Annotated in this window: 15 protein-coding genes; 8 read left to right on the top strand and 7 right to left on the bottom strand. The window is 61.4% G+C overall.

Annotation, left to right across the window (positions count from 1 at the left end):
- Window positions 1–162: 162 nt before the first annotated feature.
- From ABT23_RS09505 to ABT23_RS09490, 4 genes are all read right to left on the bottom strand, one after another.
- On the bottom strand, window positions 163–540 hold the full coding sequence (locus ABT23_RS09505; RefSeq protein ID WP_296634198.1) for an SH3-like domain-containing protein: 378 nt from the start codon (window positions 538–540) through the stop codon (window positions 163–165).
- A 452-nt stretch (window positions 541–992) separates the two neighbouring features.
- A complete protein-coding gene (locus ABT23_RS09500) occupies window positions 993–1,814 on the bottom strand; it encodes a methyltransferase domain-containing protein (protein WP_296634196.1) in 822 nt (273 codons plus the stop codon).
- 329 nt (window positions 1,815–2,143) lie between these two features.
- Window positions 2,144–2,584: a cyanase gene (cynS, locus tag ABT23_RS09495; RefSeq protein ID WP_296634193.1), complete on the bottom strand. Its 441-nt coding sequence runs from the start codon at window positions 2,582–2,584 to the stop codon at window positions 2,144–2,146.
- 136 nt (window positions 2,585–2,720) lie between these two features.
- Window positions 2,721–3,416 carry an energy-coupling factor ABC transporter permease gene (locus tag ABT23_RS09490; protein ID WP_296634190.1) on the bottom strand — a complete coding sequence of 232 codons (696 nt, stop codon included), beginning with the start codon at window positions 3,414–3,416 and terminating at the stop codon, window positions 2,721–2,723.
- A 381-nt stretch (window positions 3,417–3,797) separates the two neighbouring features.
- Here ABT23_RS09490 and cynR point away from each other — a divergent pair, with 381 nt between their 5' ends.
- The 8 genes from cynR (at window position 3,798) to ABT23_RS09450 (ending at window position 13,203) form a co-directional block, all read left to right on the top strand.
- A complete protein-coding gene (gene cynR, locus ABT23_RS09485; RefSeq protein ID WP_296634189.1) occupies window positions 3,798–4,787 on the top strand; it encodes a transcriptional regulator CynR in 990 nt (329 codons plus the stop codon).
- A 371-nt stretch (window positions 4,788–5,158) separates the two neighbouring features.
- A complete protein-coding gene (gene glcF / locus ABT23_RS09480) occupies window positions 5,159–6,514 on the top strand; it encodes a glycolate oxidase subunit GlcF (protein ID WP_296634186.1) in 1,356 nt (451 codons plus the stop codon).
- A gap of 138 nt (window positions 6,515–6,652) precedes the next feature.
- A complete protein-coding gene (locus ABT23_RS09475) occupies window positions 6,653–7,366 on the top strand; it encodes a transporter (protein WP_296634184.1) in 714 nt (237 codons plus the stop codon).
- 64 nt (window positions 7,367–7,430) lie between these two features.
- Window positions 7,431–8,315: a PhzF family phenazine biosynthesis protein gene (locus tag ABT23_RS09470; protein ID WP_296634181.1), complete on the top strand. Its 885-nt coding sequence runs from the start codon at window positions 7,431–7,433 to the stop codon at window positions 8,313–8,315.
- Window positions 8,316–8,424: 109 nt separating this feature from the next.
- The gene (locus tag ABT23_RS09465; RefSeq protein ID WP_296634177.1) at window positions 8,425–9,627 is read left to right on the top strand and encodes a GAF domain-containing protein; all 1,203 of its coding nucleotides are present in this window, start codon (window positions 8,425–8,427) and stop codon (window positions 9,625–9,627) included.
- Window positions 9,624–10,289 (top strand): response regulator, encoded by a 666-nt coding sequence (locus ABT23_RS09460; protein WP_296634174.1) that lies wholly within the window; start codon window positions 9,624–9,626, stop codon window positions 10,287–10,289. Before ABT23_RS09465 ends, ABT23_RS09460 begins: the two co-directional genes overlap by 4 nt.
- A 104-nt stretch (window positions 10,290–10,393) precedes the next feature.
- Window positions 10,394–11,455, top strand: coding sequence for an extracellular solute-binding protein (locus ABT23_RS09455; protein ID WP_296634170.1), 1,062 nt, complete (start codon window positions 10,394–10,396; stop codon window positions 11,453–11,455).
- The gene (locus ABT23_RS09450) at window positions 11,452–13,203 is read left to right on the top strand and encodes a GGDEF domain-containing protein (RefSeq protein ID WP_296634167.1); all 1,752 of its coding nucleotides are present in this window, start codon (window positions 11,452–11,454) and stop codon (window positions 13,201–13,203) included. The genes ABT23_RS09455 and ABT23_RS09450 overlap by 4 nt, the downstream gene beginning before the upstream one ends.
- A 61-nt stretch (window positions 13,204–13,264) precedes the next feature.
- Here ABT23_RS09450 and ABT23_RS09445 read toward each other — a convergent pair whose 3' ends face one another.
- From ABT23_RS09445 to ABT23_RS09435, 3 genes are read right to left on the bottom strand one after another with little or no spacing between them, the layout of a single operon-like run.
- Window positions 13,265–15,088, bottom strand: coding sequence for a sodium:proton antiporter (locus tag ABT23_RS09445; RefSeq protein WP_296634164.1), 1,824 nt, complete (start codon window positions 15,086–15,088; stop codon window positions 13,265–13,267).
- Window positions 15,089–15,129: 41 nt separating this feature from the next.
- Window positions 15,130–16,143 carry a dihydroorotate dehydrogenase-like protein gene (locus tag ABT23_RS09440; protein WP_296634161.1) on the bottom strand — a complete coding sequence of 338 codons (1,014 nt, stop codon included), beginning with the start codon at window positions 16,141–16,143 and terminating at the stop codon, window positions 15,130–15,132.
- Window position 16,144: 1 nt separating this feature from the next.
- Entirely contained in the window at window positions 16,145–17,809 is a 1,665-nt protein-coding gene (locus ABT23_RS09435; RefSeq protein ID WP_296634159.1) for a 4Fe-4S dicluster domain-containing protein, read from the bottom strand.
- Between the last annotated feature and the right edge of the window lie 2 nt (window positions 17,810–17,811).

The following is a 17,811-nucleotide window of genomic DNA, read 5'->3' as shown; positions in this document are numbered from 1 at the left end:
CGCGTATAGAGCATCGTGCGCGTGTAGAAAATGTCCGGTAGATCACGGATCCGCACGCGCTCGCCTTCCTTGAATTTGGCCTCACCGGCCTTGCCGCGAAAGCACTGGGGATCGCCAATGCCGGAGGCAATTTTGGCGTGATGCTCTCTGTCGTAATGGGGTTTAGACATGGCGATTTTTTACCTCCTCAATTTTGTTGACCAGTTCGGTGAGCGTACAGAACTGCTTGTCGACCAGGATCCGCGCACACGTCAGCAACCATCGACCGTAGTAAGGCAGACCCAGGTACTGCGTCTGACCAACGTCCGCATTCTGTTTACGACGCCGCTCTTCCGCCGTCCACGCTCCGCGCCAAGCAAGACATTCGGCAGTCGCAAAGGTATTCAACTCCCACTGTTCCTCTTGCTTTTCTTCCCACGCCATAGGCACATCCGGCTCGCCGCCGACGTCGTGCACAATACGGGTGTAAGCCTTCCAGAGGTCAGGGGTGATTAGATCGGGGGCAGGCGCGTGCGTCTGGCGGTGCAGAGCCGGCTGCATGTAACCGACAGTCTCGATATGCCGGAGAACCACTTCTCTGTGAGACGATGACATTGTGTTGACTCCTTTGTGGATTACGAACAAGTCGGCTTGCCGTAATGCGATTTACAATTGCCTTACTTCCATGCCAACTCAGCTTCTACGAATTTCCAGCACCAAAAATCTGGAGTACTTCGGGTCTACACCTTCTGTTTGCGTTGCGGTGGATTCCATCGCAGATCTTTGATGGCCCAACTATGCGTCATCTAACTATTGGTTTCCAAGTCTTAATTCCGATGATCCCCATAGGGTTTTGCTATAGGCCCAAGACCCGCTTGCAGACTGGATTCCAGCATTTCCGAACACATCGAAACCCGTTTGTCACAGTGCCGTTCAAAGACCTCTCCAAACAATATCCAATAGGTATCTTTCACATCTCCATCCGGATCGTTCCACGCTGACTTACAAGGGGATCAGATACGGTGCGCCATGTAGGTGTAGTAATTGCACGCGGCAAAGAATGTTCCGTTCTCCATCGCCTGACGCTGCTCGTTGTGCCAGACCTCCATCGCGCGTTCCGGCAGCAATCCTGCCTGTTTGACATAGGGCACATAGGTCTCGGCAAACGACTTGAAATAGCTTGCCTGACCGATTTCGACCACGGCATCGCCCCAGGCGTCTGCCAGCTTCAAGCCGAGCTCGGGCAGGAGTCTCGGCAGATCGCGCATGATCCGCGGATTGTTGAACGTGGCATTCGCCAGGGCTTCGTCGACAAGGCGGCCGAAGTCGTGGTCAGGGTAAGCATAGGTCAGGGAGGCGTAATCGCCATCGAAAACAACCACGGTTCCGCCGGGGCGGACAACACGCGCCATCTCGCCCAAAACCGCGAGCGGTGCAGTCACATGGCTGATCAGCGTGTGCGCGATGACGACATCGAATGTCGCATCGGGGAACGCGAGGCGGTGCGCATCGCCGACCCGGAAAACGATCTGCCCATCGACATGTTCGCTTCGTGCGAAACCGTTCGCGGCATCGATGAAATGGCCGCATTGATCGACCCCCAGCGCCTTGCCGGCAAAATCGCCTCGGCGCGCGATCGACCGCAGCACGGCACCCGTGCCGCAGCCCACCTCCAGGACCTGGGCGGACGGGGGCAAGGCAAGTCGAGCCACATAGTTGTCGAGCAGGCGTGCAAAGACACCATCGCGTGCCCTGCTTTCAAGTCGGGCGACGAGACGTTCGAGTGCGGCCTCATCAAGTTCATTGACGAAACGGTGGGGGTCACGCGCAGCCATGCTTCACCTCATCTTTAAAACGAAGCCCGATCGTCCAGCACAACCGAATCCGAAAAGCAGGTGTCCTCCCGACAACCGGAGTGGCGGATCGATGCTGAAGCCCAGGTCGCCGCACAGCACCATGGCCTGCGGCATATTCATAAAAAAAAGCCGCCTCGCGAGGAGGCGGCAACCCTAGGACATCCGGCACAGGAGGAGTAGATACCGGATTGAGGAGCCCTAACACTTATGTTCAATGAATGCTTGTTCCCATGATCAGTTCAGGCAGCTTCACGGCAAACGGGACCTCACTCCCGTAACGCCCTCTCGGAGGCGTAGCCATGACGCGCTCACCAGGATTTATAGGGCAGGAACTTGCCGCTGATCGTGACCAGTACGCGATCGCCTTTCGGGTCTTCCTGTCTATCGATGTTCATGGTGAAGTCGATGGCGCTCATGATGCCGTCGCCGAATTTCTCATTGATCATCTCCTTGATCGTCTCGCCATACACGTTCAGCATCTCGTACCAGCGGTAAATCAGCGGGTCCGTCGGAATGGGGCGATCCCATGTCTTGGTCGGGAAGCGCTGCAACGCGGCCGAAACCTCACCGCCAAGACCAAGCGTCTCGGCCACCGCATCGGCCTGCGGTTTTTCCAAGTGGTTCATGCCCAGGCATGCCGAGCAGACAAACTCATCGGACAAGCCCGCCGACTTGGCGATGTCGCCCCACGTCAAGCCTTTCCCGGACTTGGCCTGGAGGATCGCTTCTTTCATTTCTGTTTTATTCATCCGTACTGCTCCTTGCGTTGACCTGGCGTACGGGCCGCCCGGCAACTGTGTCTCTGGTCAAATGGGTGCGGGTAATGCGTAAACGATCCGTGCGGGGAGGACATCAACTGCCCGGAAGCCCTCCCCGTTGCGTTGTTCAGCTTCCCACGCGGGCCGCCGCTACCCGATAGAAACGCTGTTGGAACACCGTGCTGTCCTGAAGCTGATGCAAACTCTTCACGGCAGCGAGAATGGCCAGGTCCAGCAGCGGCTCGATGAGGACAATCGACATGTAGGCAACACCGAACGTCCCGATTTGCGCCAGATTCGCGGCACCCACGCCCTGACCATAGATCGCCCAGAAGGCAACCCAGGCCACCACGCCACCTTGGTAGGCGGTCGACAGCGCCAGGCACTGGCTGTATTTCACATCCTTGTAAGCCGTTTTCTCAGGAATATAGCGATGCGCAATGGCGCTGAGCGCGAACAGGGGCACCAGCAGCGTCGTCATGTTCATGCCGTATTGCGGCAGATCCCACGGCGCAAAGAAGAGGCCCTGCGTCAACAGTCCGAGCGCCAGGCCTATGGCCGCCGGCGCCGCGCCGAACATGAGGAAGAGCGTCGAGCCCAGGATCAGGTGGACCTCGGAAACACCGATCGGATAGTGCGGAAACACCTCGAAGAAGCTGAATACGAGGGCTGCCGCGATCAGGCTGCGAATTCCCAGGGGGATGATCCCGTCCTGTTTGATCGAATTCAATGCCAGCTTCGCCGTATAGCCAAACACCCCGATCGCCGTAGCGTAACTCAGTGTCATTTTGGCGCCTTCAACAATACCTGGTTCAATATGCATGGTGTTTCCTCCTTTGTGCACTCTCTAACGAATCTTGTTACCTAGCTCCCGCCAGGTAACGACCAGTAACCCAGACAGAATGACCGCCAGCCGCCCCACTTCCACGCGCGCCAGCCTGTGCCGCACACTCATGTGGTAGAACCCTGCATGCCGATCAACGTCAAACTACGACACGTGCTCGATGGTCCATAAACATTCTCGAATATGCCGATTTACTACCGGTCAGCCCCCGTCCAAGCAGGTTCGGTCATAATGAAAGGCCTATGTCGATCTGCTGCTCTGTCTCCAGGAACATCGATACAAATCGTATGTTCACAACAATGGACTAACTGGCTATAGTTTTCCAAGTCTTTATTCCGATTAGTGCTATAAGGTTTGGCTATGCAACGCAATCTCATCTTCCCTCGCTCCATTCGCTACCTGATCGCGGTGGCGGATATGCAGAGCTTCACGCGCGCCGCGGAATTGCTGTTCGTTTCACAGCCCACGCTGTCGCAGCAGATCAAGCACCTGGAAGATTTGCTCGACGTGCAATTGCTGGATCGGTCCGGACGGTCAGTGCAACTGACTGCCGCCGGCGAGGTCTATCTGCACTATGCCCGCCGCGCCTTGCGCGAACTGGACGAAGGAAAGCGGGCCATCCATGAGCTGCAGGACCTGAGCCGCGGTTCGCTCCGTCTGGGGATGACACCCATCACCGACCACCTGGTCAGTCCCCTGCTGGAGTCCTTCAATACCCGCTATCCCGGAATCACCGTCAGCACACGCGAACTGCCGCAGGATGCCGTCGAGGCCGACGTGGCAGAGGGAAATCTCGATATTGGTATCGCTTTCTCCAACGTACTCTCGACCGTAGCCCGCTCGAACGAGATCGACACCCATATCCTGTTCACTGAAACGCTGAACCTGGCCGTCGGCAAGGCGCACCCCCGCGCCGGCCAGACCGAATCGTTGAGCCCGCAGGTACTGGAAAACGAGTCGCTGGTATTGCTCAATACCGATTTTGCGCTGCGACGCCATATCGACCTGTATTGCCTGGAACATGGCATTACGCCGCGTATCGCGATGGAAACCAATTCGCTCAGCGTCATCGTCGAAGTCGCCCGCCTCGGCCGGCTTGCCACCATCCTTCCCCACAGCATCATCTGTTCGCAGCAGGGTCTCCATCCGGTGATGCTGCAACCCGACATGCCGCACCACACGATTACCCTGATCTGCCGCAAGTCAGGTTACAAGAGCCCGGCTTGTACGGCATTTGGCGTACTGGCAACACTCTGGTGCCATAACCGCCCCGGTGCCAGCAAAAGCGCGCTCGCGGAGTTCGGCGCCGATTTCGATTCCCTGCTCGAAGAATCCACTTCGAACGAATAGCCGTTTCAGGCGCGCGCCATCCCGGCTGCGACATCGCGCAGACGGCCCAATCCGCCCGGCCCGGCCACCGTGTATCACGTATGCCGGCTGGGAAATTGCGTTTCCGGACGACGTGCCGGCACACCATAATCCGTTCCTATTGGCACAATTGAAAGAAGGTCTTGGACAAGCATTTTTGCCTGGCCCATAGTCTTATCCGAAGGCGACTGACGAATGAGCTTGAGCGACCGCGCTACCGCCTGCAGTGATCACGAAGGCGCAGCGCAAGTCCCGCGCACTGAAAACCCATCTCGTCAAACGCCGTCACCCGAACCTCGGAACCAGACTTCGATCCATCGGGTAAAACACGTGTTTCTACATGGAGAACGGGAATGAAAATCGAGCTGGCCGAACCCTACCGCGATACCGAGCAGGGACGCGAAGCGGAAGCGCTCCTGCTTCCCTGCGTGCAATGCGGTCAATGCACCTTTACCTGCCCGACCTTCCGGCTGCTCGACGACGAATGGGACGGGCCGCGGGGGCGCATTTATCTCATCAAGCAGTTCATGGAGGGCAAGGAACCCACCCCAGACACGCTTGAGTTGCCGGCCTATTCCCTCAGCACCCTTGAAGGCCGGACGCTCAGCGCCAATCTGCAACTCCATCTCGATCGCTGCCTTGGCTGCCGGTCCTGCGAAACCAGCTGCCCGCAGGGTGTCCGCTACGGACGTCTGCTCGATATCGGGCGAGAGCTGGTCGAAAAGGAATCCCCCCGTCCGCTCAAGGAAAAACTGGCCCGCCGTGCGCTGCGTGCCGTGGTGCCCTACCGTTACCGGTTCACGGCGTTGCTACGCACAGGGCAGGCCCTGCGACGCTTCCTGCCGGATGAGCTTCGCGCGCGAATCCCGCAGCGGCGCAAGGCCGGCGTCTGGCCCGATCGGCCGCATGGCCGGCGCATGCTGATCTGGCAGGGATGCGTGCAGCCCGGCCTCGCGCCCGACATCAATGCCGCATCCGCGCGCGTGCTGGATCGCTTCGGAATCCAGCTGATTCCGGCCAGCGACGGCTGTTGCGGCGCCCTGAGCCATCACATGGCCGAGACGAATGAAGCGCGTGCCTTCATGAGCAAGAACATCGACGCCTTGTGGCCGCACATCGAGGCTGGCGCCGAAGCCCTCGTCCTCACCGCCAGCGGGTGCGGCATGCACTTTCGCGAATACGGCCAGCTGCTGCACGACGATCCCCAATACCGCGACAAGGCAGCCCGCATCTCGGAATTGACTCGGGACATCGCGGAAATCGTCGCCGAGGAATGGAAGGACGACCCGCTTCATGCCCTGCCCACACCTCAGAAGCCGCGGCGCATCGTCTTCCAGTCATCCTGCAGCCTGCAGCATGGCGAAAAACTGAACGGCGTGGTCGAAAAACTGCTGAAGCGCGCCGGGTTCAAACTCCTTCCCGTTCGCTATCCTTTCATGTGCTGCGGTTCGGCAGGGGCCTACTCTCTCTTGCAGCATACGCTCTCGGAATCGTTGCGCGAGCGCAAGCTGGAAACCCTACTGGTCAGTCGCCCGGAGGCCATCGCAACGGCCAATATCGGCTGTCTGACCCATCTGGCCCTGGCGTCGCCGGTGCCGGTCAGCCATTGGATCGAATTGCTGGACAAAACATTCCAGGAAGCAGATTCCCAACTACGCGGCAATCCTGAGCCGCACATGAACGCGGCGTCCGCCAACGCCGATTCTTGACACAAGGAACGGCCCGTCTCCGAAGCGGGCTCACCAAAATCATTCGATAAAAACGATCTCGGCAGCAAAAACAAGGGAATGAAGACAACAACAAGAATCGTGAGCATCTTCGTATTGCTCATGTGTGGCCAATGGCCCGTGACAGCGCTGGGCGCGCACCCGCTCCTGACGGAGGATACCGGCACCCAGGGCGCCGGCCATGTTCAGCTGGAATTGACGCACGATCTCAGCCACACGAAGGACGACTCCACCAACACGCGCGATCAGCGCATCAATACTGTTCTATCCATTGGCCTCACGGACACCCTCGACGTGATCGCCTCCCTGCCGCATGAGCGCCAGACCGACCGGCTGGCTGCCACGGACGCCACCGTCCAGGGGTTTGCGGACATGGAGATTGCTGCCAAGTGGCGCTTCTACGACGAAGGTGCGCTGAGCTTCGCCCTGCGTCCCGGGCTGGGCTTGCCGACCGGAAACGACGACAAGGGGTTGAGTGCGGGGCACGTCACGCCCAGCCTGTTCGCCGTGATGACCTATGCAGGCGAGCCCTGGACCTTTCACGTGCATCTCGGCTATACGCGCAACATCCACGACGGAACGGACGAACGGAACCATATTTACCACGCCTCGGTTGCCGCGGAATACGCGCTCGGCGAATCGCTGCGCCTGGTAGGCGACGCCAGCGTGGAAAGCTGTGCCGAACGGTCGGGTCATCCCAACGTGGGGTCGATGGTGCTGGGGCTGGTCTATTCCGTCACCCCGAATCTGGATATTGACCTCGGATACCGCAAAGGTCTGACCCACCCTGCCGCAGATTCGGCATGGCTGACCGGCTTGGCCATCCGCTTTTAACGGTACGCCGCACGCAGGAAAAGCTTTTATACTGCCTGGTTGATTGTTGCTGGGCAGCACGGCCATGACGCACCCTTTCCACATCGTTGACGTTTTTGCAGAACGACCCTACGCCGGTAACCAACTGGCGGTGGTCACCCACGCCGACGACCTCTCCGACGAAACGATGCAGCAGATCGCGACCGAGATGAATTTCTCGGAAACGACCTTCGTCTACACCGCCCCGGAGCGCGATGGCGGCCACCGGGTCAGGATCTTCACGCCTGCGCGGGAAATCGCCTTTGCCGGGCACCCGATCCTCGGGACGGCCTGGGTCATCCGGGAACAGATTGCGCCCGGCTCCTCGGCTCCGGTACGGCTGAATCTTGCGGTCGGCCAGGTCCCCGTCACGTTCGAAGCTGCTGCCGACGAAGCCGAGACCGCATGGTTTCAGGCACCTCAGGTGACATCCGGAGCGACATGCGACCGCGAACCCGTTGCGGCGGCACTGGGCATCTCGCCTGACGATATCGAGACGGCGTCCCCTATCCAGCAGATGACTGCCGGCATTTCAGCCATGATCGTGCCCCTGCGCAGCCTCGATGCGCTACGCCGCTGCAAACTGGATCTCGACGCCTTCACGCCATTGGCCAGGCAAGGCTTCCCTTCTCTCGTGTACCTGTTCTGCCGCGAGACGCATCACGCCTGCAACGACCTGTGCGTCAGGTTCTTTTTCGAGGCCCACGGCGTACGCGAGGATCCGGCGACGGGCAACGGAGCCGCCTTCCTCGGCGCCTATCTCCTGGAACATCCGATTCTCCCCGGACCCAGCCTGTCGCTGCGCATTGAACAGGGATACGAAATGAACCGGCCTTCCCTGGTGAAGTTGCGTGCCGGCACGTCCGATGGAGCTCCTGAAATAAGTGTGGGCGGACGCGTGATTCCCGTCATCAAGGGGGAGCTGCTTTGACGCGGAAACCCCTTTGAACCAGCCGGTTTTTTCGCGACCGACTCGCCCCGGCGGCTTGGGATCGCGCATAAATCGGATATGCTGAAAAGCTACGTCTTCTGATCGCACCATGAAAGACAACATCCATCCCCTGATCCAGCACACGCCGCCCGATTCGGGCAACGTCAGCATCCCGGCGCTGCGCGTGCTGTCGGAAATCACCACCAGCCTGTCCACGGATTCCAACGTCGAACAGCTGCTGGGACGCTTCCTGTCGACCATGATCCGGCTGGCGGGTGCCCAGGCAGGTGCGGTGCGCGTCATCACCGACGATCGCACGCACCTGCGGCTGATCGGCTCGGTGGGGCTGCCGCCCGAACTGGTTGAGCACGAAAACATCGTCAGCGTCGATTGCGGCGTATGCGGCAAGGCCGCGCGCGAGGTGACCGTGAGCAGCTGGAACAACGTCGCCTTCTGCAAGCGTCAAGCCAACGACGCCTATTTCAGCGACAGCTGCAACACCGTGGTTGCAGTGCCGCTGATGCACAAGAACCAGGTCATGGGTGTCTACAACCTGTTCCTCGAAGAAGGCAAGACCGTCCCCGAGGATGTGCGCCTCTTGTTCCGCTCGATCAGCGAACACCTCGGCATCGCATTGGAAAACGCACGGCTGACGCGTGAAAACATGCGCATCTCGCTGATGAACGAACGCCAGATGCTGGCCAACCAGATCCACGATTCGCTGGCGCAGACGCTGGCCTACGCCAAGATGCGCCTCACCGTATTGAGCGACGCGATGCGCCACGAGGATTACCCCAAGGCCAATCGTTACCTCGGCGACGTCGAGGAAGCGGTCGACCTCGCCTACGCCGACCTGCGCGACCTCATCACGCAGTACCGCGACCGCATCAACCCGCGCGGCCTGGTGCCGGCGATCCAGGAAATGGCCAAGAGCTTCCGCAAGAAAGCCAACGCCGACGTCGACTTCCTCAATCTGGTGCAGGATGTCTCGCTGTCGCCCGACGAGGAAATCCAGGTCTTCCACATCATCCAGGAATCGCTCTACAACATCGCCAAGCACGCCCGCGCGCGCCACGTCGTCATCACCTTCGATCTGGAAAACGGCCAGTACATCGTCAACGTTGCCGACGACGGCGTCGGCGTGCAGAAGAAGAACGACGAATCGTCCACCCTGGGCAAGAGCTTCGGCCTGACCATCATGCGCGAGCGCGCGGCCAAACTGAACGGCAAGCTCAGCGTGGAGTCCCGCCCGGCCGGCGGCACTGTCATCCAACGCGCCGCATCCCATCAGCACAGCGAGCACGTCGCATGAGCCTCACCCGCATCATCCTCGTCGACGACCATACCCTGTTCCGCAAGGGACTGGCCGAACTGCTCGAGCAGAGCGGCAGTATCGAAGTCACGGCCTTCACCGGCAATCCGGACGATGTCTCCCGGCTGCTGCGGGCGCATCGCCCTGACGTCCTCATTCTCGACCTCAACATGCCGGGCACCGATGGCATCACGCTGATGCAACAACTGCGTGCTGAAGATTTCGACCTGCCCATCCTCATCCTCACCCTGTCGGAAGCCGAGGATGACCTCGCACGGGCGCTCCGTGCCGGCGCCAACGGCTATCTGCTGAAAAGCATGGAACCCGACGAAGTGGTCGACGCCATCCTGCGCGCCCAGCGCGGCGAGACTGTCGTTGCGCCCGCCATGACCGCCAAGCTGGTCAAGCTGTACGACCAGAAAGGCCAGGATGCCGGTTCACTACTTGACGCGCTGACCCCGCGCGAACGCGAAATCCTGTCCCACCTGTCGCGCGGCGAAAGCAACAAGGCCATCGCGCGCACCCTCGACATCAGCCACGACACCGTCAAGCTGCATGTCCGCCACATCCTCGCCAAGCTGAACCTGTCGTCACGGGTGGAAGCGGCGGTGTTCGCCGTCGAGCACCGGGTCGCCCCCGGCGGGAGAAACGACGGACGCTAGTTCCACGGCAATCGGCCATCCCGGGAATCGGGGCACGTCGGCTTGCGTTTTGGAGGCCTCTGCCCCCTAAACAATGTCAATGCGCATCCGCTAATTGAGCAATCATGCTTTGCTTGCGAATCAGCCGCCGTGTCCTGTTTATCTGGATCGCATTGGCCGCGTATCTGGGAATGCCGCCGTCCGCCCTGGCAATGGAAACGCTGCGTGTCCTGGCGTGGCCAGGCTACGCCGACGCGGACCTGGTCAAGATATTCGAGCAGCGTCATGGCGTACATGTGGACGTCACGCTGGTCGACAACGACGACGTCCTGCGCGAGAAGATGGCTGCAGACCAGGGTGCACACTTCGATGTCATCGCCGCCAATACGGCAGAGATGGTGCACTACATCGACAGCGGCCTCATCCAGCCAATCGACACCCAGAACATTCCCAATCTCCGCAAGCAACTGCCCCGCTTCAGGCCTTTGAGCGCCATTCCCGGCATCACCCGCGCCGGCAGGGTGTACGCCATTCCTTACACCTATTCCGAAATGGGCCTGATCTACGATCGCCGGCGCTTCAAGACCACCCCGAGTGGATATGCCGACCTGTGGAATCCCCGGTATGCCGGCCAGGTATTGCTGTTCGACGGCGGCACGCATAATTTCTCGTTGGCGGCACTGGCACTCGGACTCGACCCATTCCATATCCCGCCCGGTGCCAGGCAGCAGGTACTGAAAAAACTGCTGGCGTTGCGCCGCAATGCACTGGCCTTCTACAAACTGCCCGAGGAGGCGACGCAGCTGTTTCGCGAGCAATCCGCCGCCCTGCTGTTTGCCAACTATGGAAGCCAACAAGTCAAGCAACTGCGCGACGCCGGCGCCGACATCGGTTATGTGGTCCCGCGCAATGGTGTGCTGGCCTGGCTCGATTGCTGGGCAGTCAGCCATGGCGCGCGCAACAAGGCATTGGCGGAAGCCTGGATCGACTACACCCTGGAACCCGCCGTCAGCCACGCCTTGAGCGCACGCCAAGGGCTGGCCAACACACTTGAGGCTACCGGCGCTGCACATGCCAATGCCAGTGGCCGCGTGATCTGGCTTCAACCCGTGGAAGACGACGCCTGGCGCAACCGGCTATGGCAGCGCATCCTGTCTGGCGAGCGCGAATCCCGCCTGCTGCAATGAAGCTCGGCATCCGTACCCGCATCACCTTGCTCATGGCGGCGCTGGGCATCCTCGCCTCAGGACTGACCGGCTATTACGCCTACCGGTCGAGCCAAAGTCTGCTGGCCGAAGCGGCGGAACGCGAAATGCTGACTTCGACGCGCGTGCTCGGACGCCGCCTCATCCTGAACATTCGCGAGGCAGCCAAGGAGGCCACCTTGCTGGCCGAGCTGCCGGCCACCCAGGCCGTGGCCGACTTGCCCGATACGTCCCCGCACGCCATTGCCGCCCGCAACAATCTGGCCAGGATCTTCGAATCGGTGCTCGCCATCCAGCCCGAGTACTTCCAGATACGGTTGATCCGGGCGGACCGCCACGGGCTGGAGGTCGTGCGGATCGATCGTGACGGCTCGGACCTGACGCGGGTCGACGACGCCGCATTGCAGGAAAAAGGCCATTTCCCCTACGTGTTCCGAACCTTGAAGCTCAAACCCGGGGAAACCTATCTTTCGCCGATCTTCGTCAACCAGGAACAGGGAGCCCATACCGGCCACGGCCAACCCACGCTGCAGGTCGCGCGTCAGGTATTTGCCTCGAATGGCCGCCTGTATGGCCTGGTCGTCATCAATATCGACCTCAACGGCCTCTTCGACCTGCTGAAGGCCGATCTGCCGTCCACGCTGGGGCTTTACCTCACCAACGCTCAGGGTGATTTCCTGATCCACCCCGATCCCGAGCAGACCTTCGGCTTCCAGCGCGGCCGCCGTATCCTGGCGCAGGACGTGTTTCCGCCTGTGGAAGACATCGTCGACGGCAAAGCTGACTACCGGGTGATTACGCTGAACAATCCGCCGCCACTGCGCGGCCATCCTACCGTACCCACGACGGCGGTCTTCCTGCGGCAGCCGCTGGGAGACTATGTGTCGGACGACCCGTTTGCGATCGTCGGCCTGTCGATGCCGCAGCGGGAAATCACGCGTCCCACCCACACGCTGGCCACGGCCACTTTGAACATCGTATTCGTCTTCAGCGCCATCGCCTTCGTTCTGGCACTCTGGATGTCGCGCGCGCTGACCTATCCACTGCAGTTGATCCTGCAAGCAGTGGGTCGCGTCTCGACCGGGCGCGACCTGGGCGAATTGCCGCTCAATCGCAAGGACGAGCTCGGCGATCTGGCGCGCGGGGTGGCGCATATGCACACCCAGATCCGCGACCAGATGGTGGTGCTCGACGAACACCGGCGCACGCTCGACCATCTGTCGCGACATGACACGCTCACTGGACTGCCCAACCGGCGGATGTTCTTCGATGTGTTGCAGCAGGCCATTGCCCGGGCCGAGCAGGCCGACACGCAGCTCGCCGTGATGTTCGTCGATCTCGACAATTTCAAGGACGTCAACGACAGCCATGGCCACGCCACGGGCGACCGCGTGTTGCAGGTGGTCGCCGCGCGGCTGCAGCACTGCGTGCGGGCGGTGGACACGCTGGCCCGGTTGGGTGGCGACGAATTCATCATCCTCATCGAATCGCTGGACACGCGGGAACCGGTGACCGCGATCGCACACAAGCTGATCGCCCAATTCGAGACGCCCATCACTGCCGGCGCACGCGAAGTCCTGCTCGGCCTCAGCATCGGAATCAGCATCCTGCCGGAAGACGGAAGCGACGCGGAAACCCTGGTCGCGCGCGCCGACGAAGCCATGTACGCCGCCAAGATGGCAGGGCGCAATGGCTATCGCTTCTATTCCATCCCGCCTGCTTCCTCCTGACCCGGATATCGATCATCTGTCCGGGAAATATTGCGGAAGCGCACGCCACATAGGCAGGGGCTTACGGTGTCGCTTGCGCAGTGGCTGCAGCAAGTTTCTCCGCTTCCGGCTGTGCCAGCACCAGGCTGATCAAGGTCTGCCCGGCCTGCGGCTTGATGGTCCCTTCAACCGTGAAGACCTGAAGTGCACCCTCTTCGGTGATCAGGAACAGCGGCTGCACCTGGCCATACTGGGCCTTCAATTCCTCGAAGCCGAATTCCTCGCTCAACCGGGTTTTCTTGACCACGGCCTCATCGGTGAACCATCGGGTCAAGGCTGCGTGCGTCATGTCCTTGCCAAACAGGAAACGGCCCCTGAGATGACGTGAGTGGGCCGCAAGCTGTTTTTCATCCTCGGGCATCAGCTGGTAGGCCTGCGCACGCCCGAACAAGGGAGCGAAGTGCAGCGCCGCCAGCGAATTGACATCGTCGTTGCTGGTCATGGCCATGAGTTTCCCGATCCCGCTGATCTCGACACGGTCCAGCACGGTGTCGGAAAAGATGCTGGCATAAAAGGCCGGGATGCCGGCCATGCGTGCCGCCGACACGTTGTGCTGGCTGTTGTCCACCAGCATGACCGGATAGCCTTCATCCAGGAGAACCTTGGCCATCTCGCGAACCCAGAAACGTCCTCCCAGAAAGAGGACGCCTTGCGGCTCGGCCTTGGCCAGACCGAGCCGTCGCGCGACCAGTGGCGCAGTCAGGCCATACAGGGCTACGGTTCCGATGATGACGAAGAAGGTCTGCGGAACCAGCACATCCGCATTCGCCAGCCCCACCTCTTCCATGCGCAGTGCGAACACCGACGCCACGGCAGCGGCGACGATGCCGCGTGGCGCCATCCACGACATGAACAGCTTCTCGCGAAAACTGAGCTTGCTCCCCAGCGTGGAGGCAAAGACGGCTGCGGGGCGCGCAATGAACACCAGGACCAGGAAGAACATGAAACTGGCGATCCCGATCTGGTCGAGGTCCGACGGCTTGAGATGGGCGGCCAACAGAATGAATACGCCCGCAATCAGCAGTACCCGCAGGTTCTCCTTGAATTCGACGATGTGATTAATTGGGACGGCTTTCTGGTTGGCCATGGCAAATCCCATGATCGTCACGGCCAGCAGACCCGACTCGGACTGCAGCAGGTTGGCGCCGGTAAAGACGGCGACGACGAACATGACGGCCACCGGATTTTGCAGGGAATCGGGAATCAGGTCGCGCTTCAGGCACAGCCCCAGGGTCAATGCCCCCAGCAGGCCGACCAGGGTCCCGAAGGCGATGGTTTTCAGTACGCCGGTTGCCACGATCATTCCATGTTCGGCCCCCGAGTAGGCCGTGACCTGAAATACCAGCACTGCGAGCATGGCACCGATCGGATCGATGACGATCCCTTCCCATTTCAGGATGGCGCCGCTCTGGCCTGTCGGCCGAATGAATCGCAGCATCGGCCCAATGACCGTGGGACCGGTGACCACCAGCACCGCACCCAACAGGATCGCCAGCGGCCAGTCGAGCCCGAGTACCCAGTGCGCCGCCAGCGTGCCGATGACCCAGGTGATACCCGCTCCCAGCGTGACCAGCCAGGCCACCACACCGCCGATGGCGCGAAACTCCTTCACCGACAGACTAAGGCCGCCTTCGAACAGAATCACCGCGACTGCGAGCGAGACCACTGGATACAGCAGCGATCCCAGCAGCTCGCCGGGATGGATCCAACCCAATATCGGCCCGGCCATGATACCGAATACCAGCAGCAACAGGATCGAGGGGATGCGCACACGCCAACCCAGCCACTGGGCGGCAATGCCCAGGATGACGACGGCACTGAGGCTGACCAGGGCGTGTTCAACCATGTATTACACCCCATTCTCTCGACATGGCGTTCGGCATCGGTTCAGGACCAGACACCCGGCCGCGGAGTAAAGCTGTCCAGCACCCGCAGGTAGCTCGCGCGTGCGACGAGCGAGGGATCGGGCAGATTCTTCTGGCTCATGCTGCCCTTCAGCTGGGCGATGGAGGCATATTCCTTTTCCTCCATCCAATTCTGCATCGCCGCGAGAATCCCGGTCAGTTTGTCAGGACCGTGCTGCAGCAGGCAGGAAGCCAGGTGCACGACGTCGGCACCGGCCAATAAAAGTTTCAACGCTTCGCTTTCGCTATGGACGCCGCCGGTAGCGGCGAGCGTCAGGCGGGTACGGCCATACAAGATGGCGATCCAGCGGATACGCAATAGGGCCTCTTCGGCCGATGAGAGATGCAGCTGGTCGGTCATGCGCATCTCGTCGAGATCGATGTCCGGCTGGTAGAAGCGATTGAACACGGCGACGCCATTCGCGCCGGCTGCTTCGAGTCGGCGCACGAAATGCGGCAGCGACGAAAAGAAAGGCGACAGCTTCATGACGATGGGCAGGCTCACCACGCGACGCAGCCGGGTCAACAGGTCGACGTAGCGCGCCTCGACGGCTTCGCCGGCGGCGTGCATATCGGCGGCGACATGGTAGACGTTGAGTTCGAGTGCATCGGCGCCGGCCTGTTCCAGCGCCCGCCCGAGTTCCACCCACCCCGACGGCGATACACCGTTGAGGCTCGCCACCACGGGAATCTCCAGGCGCCGTTTGAGCTGGTGCAGGTGCGACAGATAGCGCTCGAGGCCGCCGCGGAACTCGCCATGGCCGGGGAGGAAGCTTTCCGCTTCACCGTGGCCGAGGCTGGCATGCAACAGGAAGCGGTCGAGCATCGCGTCCTCGGCGCAGAGTTCCTCCTCGAACAACGAATACATCACCAGCGCGGCCGCGCCGGCATCCTCCAGCCGCAAGGCGGTGTCGAGGTCGCGCGACAGCGGCGAGGCCGAGGGCACCAGCGGATTCTTGAGCGTGAGACCGAGGTAGTCGGTGGAGAGATCGATCATGTCAGGCTCCGGATTTGGATTCGTCGGCATGGCCCTGTGCCATGTCCTGATAGGCCTTGTAGCGCCGGTCGGCTTCCTGCTGAGCCTGCTCCAGGAAGTGCTGCGCCGCTTCGGGATGGCTGCGCTGCAACATGGCGAAGCGGGTCTCCGATTCCATGAAGGCCTTGACCGGCTGGCTGGGTGCCGCGGAGTCAAGTTTGAAGGGATTGGCGCCGGCCTCCGCCAGCCGCGGGTCGAAGCGGACGAGTGGCCAGTGCCCGCTCTTCACTGCGAGCTCCTGCTGGCGCTGGTTATACAGCATGTCGTAGCCGTGTGCGATGCACGGGCTGTAGGCGACGATGAGCGACGGGCCGGCATACGACTCGGCTTCGTGGAACACGCGCAGGGTCTGGACGTCCTTGGCGCCGTAAGCTGCCGTCGCCACGTACACGTGACCGTAATCGCTGGCGATTTTGGCGAGCTCCTTCTTCGCGGTGGCCTTGCCGCCAGCGGAGAACTTGGCGACCGCGCCGATCGGCGTGGCCTTCGATGTCTGGCCGCCGGTGTTGGAATAGACCTCGGTGTCGAGCACCAGGATGTTGACGTCGTAGGGCAGCGCCAGCACATGGTCGAGGCCGCCGTAGCCGATGTCGTAGGCCCAGCCGTCGCCGCCGATGATCCACACCGAGCGGCGGATCAGCCATTCGGCGACGCTTGCAAGTTTCCTGGCGCGCGGGTGCCGCGAAGACGCCAGTTTTTCGAGCAGCCGTGCCACACGTTGGCGCTGCGCGACGATCTCCGCCTCCTCGCGCTGGTCGGCTGTGACGAGTGCGTCGGCAAGATCGCCGCCGATCTCCGTGGCCATTTCCTTGACCAGCTGCTGCGCGTAGCCCATCAACTGGTCGGCCGCCAGCCGCATGCCGAGGCCGAATTCGGCATTGTCCTCGAACAGCGAATTGCTCCATGCCGGACCGCGCCCAGCGCCGTTCACCGTGTAGGGCGTGCTCGGCAGGTTGCCGCCGTATATCGACGAGCAACCGGTGGCATTGGCGACCAGCATGCGGTCGCCGAACAGCTGGGTGGCGAGCCGGATGTAGGGCGTCTCGCCGCAGCCCGCGCAGGCGCCAGAAAACTCGAACAGCGGATCGAGCAGCATGGCGCCCGGGATGGTGTTGTGCTTCACCCCCGCGCGATCGAACTCGGGCAAGCGCAGGAAGAAAGCGAAGTTGTCGCGTTCCTGCTCGCGCAGCGGGCCAACCGGTGCCATGTTCACGGCCCGGCGGGAGACATTGGACTTGTCGTGGATCGGGCAGGCCTCGACGCAATCGCCGCAACCGGTGCAGTCTTCCGCTGCCACCTGGTAACTGATGTGGGTCCCGGCAGGAAATTCCTTGCTCTTCGCCGGCACGTGCTTGAAGGTCGGCGGTGCCTCCTTGACCGCCTCGGCCGCGAACGCGCGCGCGCGGATTGCCGAATGCGGGCAGACGAATACGCACTTGCCGCACTGGGTGCAGAGGTCGGCCTCCCACACCGGGATCTCCAGCGCGATGTTGCGCTTCTCGTATTGCGCGGTGCCGAGCGGGTAGCTGCCATCTGCTGGCAGGCGGGACACCGGCAGTGCATCGCCGTGGCCGTGGTAGATCGGCAGCGTCAAATCGCGCACGAAATCCGGATAGGCAACGGGCATCT

This window comes from Thiobacillus sp. SCN 63-57 (genome assembly GCF_001725555.1).
Classification (GTDB): domain Bacteria; phylum Pseudomonadota; class Gammaproteobacteria; order Burkholderiales; family Thiobacillaceae; genus Thiobacillus.
This window is presented reverse-complemented; position numbering and strand designations above follow the sequence as displayed.

Excerpts from the sequence above, each read along its gene's own strand:
- ABT23_RS09500 (WP_296634196.1), bottom strand. The coding sequence starts at position 1,814 with ATGGCTGCGCGTGACCCCCACCGTTTCGTCAATGAACTTGATGAGGCC.
- ABT23_RS09460 (WP_296634174.1), top strand. The coding sequence starts at position 9,624 with ATGAGCCTCACCCGCATCATCCTCGTCGACGACCATACCCTGTTCCGC.
- ABT23_RS09465 (WP_296634177.1), top strand. The coding sequence starts at position 8,425 with ATGAAAGACAACATCCATCCCCTGATCCAGCACACGCCGCCCGATTCG.
- ABT23_RS09470 (WP_296634181.1), top strand. The coding sequence starts at position 7,431 with ATGACGCACCCTTTCCACATCGTTGACGTTTTTGCAGAACGACCCTAC.
- ABT23_RS09505 (WP_296634198.1), bottom strand. The coding sequence starts at position 540 with ATGCAGCCGGCTCTGCACCGCCAGACGCACGCGCCTGCCCCCGATCTA.
- ABT23_RS09490 (WP_296634190.1), bottom strand. The coding sequence starts at position 3,416 with ATGCATATTGAACCAGGTATTGTTGAAGGCGCCAAAATGACACTGAGT.
- ABT23_RS09435 (WP_296634159.1), bottom strand. The coding sequence starts at position 17,809 with ATGCCCGTTGCCTATCCGGATTTCGTGCGCGATTTGACGCTGCCGATC.
- ABT23_RS09440 (WP_296634161.1), bottom strand. The coding sequence starts at position 16,143 with ATGATCGATCTCTCCACCGACTACCTCGGTCTCACGCTCAAGAATCCG.
- ABT23_RS09450 (WP_296634167.1), top strand. The coding sequence starts at position 11,452 with ATGAAGCTCGGCATCCGTACCCGCATCACCTTGCTCATGGCGGCGCTG.
- cynR (WP_296634189.1), top strand. The coding sequence starts at position 3,798 with ATGCAACGCAATCTCATCTTCCCTCGCTCCATTCGCTACCTGATCGCG.
- ABT23_RS09455 (WP_296634170.1), top strand. The coding sequence starts at position 10,394 with ATGCTTTGCTTGCGAATCAGCCGCCGTGTCCTGTTTATCTGGATCGCA.
- ABT23_RS09445 (WP_296634164.1), bottom strand. The coding sequence starts at position 15,088 with ATGGTTGAACACGCCCTGGTCAGCCTCAGTGCCGTCGTCATCCTGGGC.
- cynS (WP_296634193.1), bottom strand. The coding sequence starts at position 2,584 with ATGAATAAAACAGAAATGAAAGAAGCGATCCTCCAGGCCAAGTCCGGG.
- glcF (WP_296634186.1), top strand. The coding sequence starts at position 5,159 with ATGAAAATCGAGCTGGCCGAACCCTACCGCGATACCGAGCAGGGACGC.